This window comes from Arenibacter lacus (assembly GCF_008711145.1).
Taxonomy (GTDB): domain Bacteria; phylum Bacteroidota; class Bacteroidia; order Flavobacteriales; family Flavobacteriaceae; genus Arenibacter; species Arenibacter amylolyticus.
In genome coordinates, this window is the sequence record NZ_VVIN01000274.1 from 1 (window position 1) to 363 (window position 363).

Below are 363 nucleotides of genomic sequence, written 5' to 3' on the forward strand. Positions count from 1 at the left end.
CCTCATTAAACACATTAGGACGGTACTTAAGATATCCAAGGAAGAGCTTCCTATTATTCTTTTGCACAGTTCCGGGGAAGATCAAAAGGTAAGGCAGGAATGTGCGGAATATCAGGTGCAGTTCAATGTGGTAAAGCCTATACAAATAAACGCGCTTTTTAAACTTATTTCTCAAATCCAATGTCCAGATTCAGAAAAATCAATAGCCACAGAACCTAATGAGCAAAATATCTCCGACTACAATTTTAGGATTATGGTAGCCGAAGATAATGTGATTAACAAGCATCTAACCCGTACAATTCTAAAAAAACTACTTCCCAAAATAGAGTTGATAGAAGTGGATAATGGTGAAGAGGCAGTAGG

The 363-nt window shown here is 37.5% G+C and carries 1 pseudogene; it reads left to right on the top strand.

Annotation, left to right across the window (positions count from 1 at the left end):
- Positions 1 to 363, top strand: a pseudogene (locus F1E73_RS17770) (hypothetical protein); the annotation flags it as partial.